At 69.0% G+C, this 967-nt stretch carries 1 pseudogene; it reads left to right on the top strand.

Going from position 1 to position 967, the window contains the following annotated elements:
- Positions 1-967, top strand: a pseudogene (locus tag EOA60_RS34790) (helicase); the annotation flags it as partial.

The raw sequence follows: 967 nt of genomic DNA on the forward strand, positions 1-967 counted from the left end.
CGTCGAGCATTTCGGCCTCATCAACCGCCGCGACATCGCCGAGGAAATGAAGTCGCTCGACCAGGAAGGCCGCGCGGCGCTGCGGCGTCTTGGCGTGCGCTTCGGTGCCTACCACGTCTTCGTGCCGGCGCTGATCAAGCCGGCGCCGGCCGGGCTGGTGACGCTGCTCTGGGCGCTTAAGAGCGACGGCAAGGACAAGCCAGGCTTCGGCGACGTGGTGAATGCGCTGGCATCGGGCCGCACCTCGGTGGTGATCGATCCTGCTTTCGACAAGACGTTTTACAAGCTCGCCGGCTATCGCAATCTCGGCCGCCGCGCCGTGCGCGTCGATATCCTAGAGCGGCTGGCCGATCTCATTCGCCCCGCGACCAACTGGAAGCCCGGCCTCGGCCAGCGACCCGACGGCGCCTATGACGGCCACGCCTTCATGGTGACGCCGCCCATGATGTCGATCCTCGGCGCCACCGCCGACGACATGGAAGAGATCCTCAAAGGCCTTGGCTATCGCGCCGAACCGAAGCCGGCGGCGGAGGTGAAGGCCAAGCTCGACGCGCTGGACAATGCCGCCCGCGAGGCCGCGGCTGCGAAGCTTGCGGCGGAAGAGGCTGCGCGTGCTGCACAGGCGGCAGAGGCGCACGCCGTGGCAACAGACACGGTTGCAGAGGCAACGGTCGAGGGATCCGAGCCGGCTGCCGCTGTAGTTCCTGCCGAAGCCATCGCGGAAGCCGCGACGGAGCCTGACGCGAAAGACCCGGCGGAAGCGTCGGCTGCGGTCGCGGAAGAGACTCCGCCTATGGAGGCCGCCGCAGCGGTGGACGCGGCAGCAGTGCTTGGGTCGGCTGAAAGCGCCGACGCCTCCCCCTCCGCCTCGATGGCGGAGGTCATTGCGCGAAGCGACGCGGGTGGGGGTCACGGCGCCAACGATGCAGGCGGCACCAACACCGGCGACGCCGGCGCTCCCCACGAG

The sequence above is a fragment of the Mesorhizobium sp. M1A.F.Ca.IN.020.06.1.1 genome, from assembly GCF_004023265.1.
Classification (GTDB): Bacteria; Pseudomonadota; Alphaproteobacteria; order Rhizobiales; family Rhizobiaceae; genus Mesorhizobium.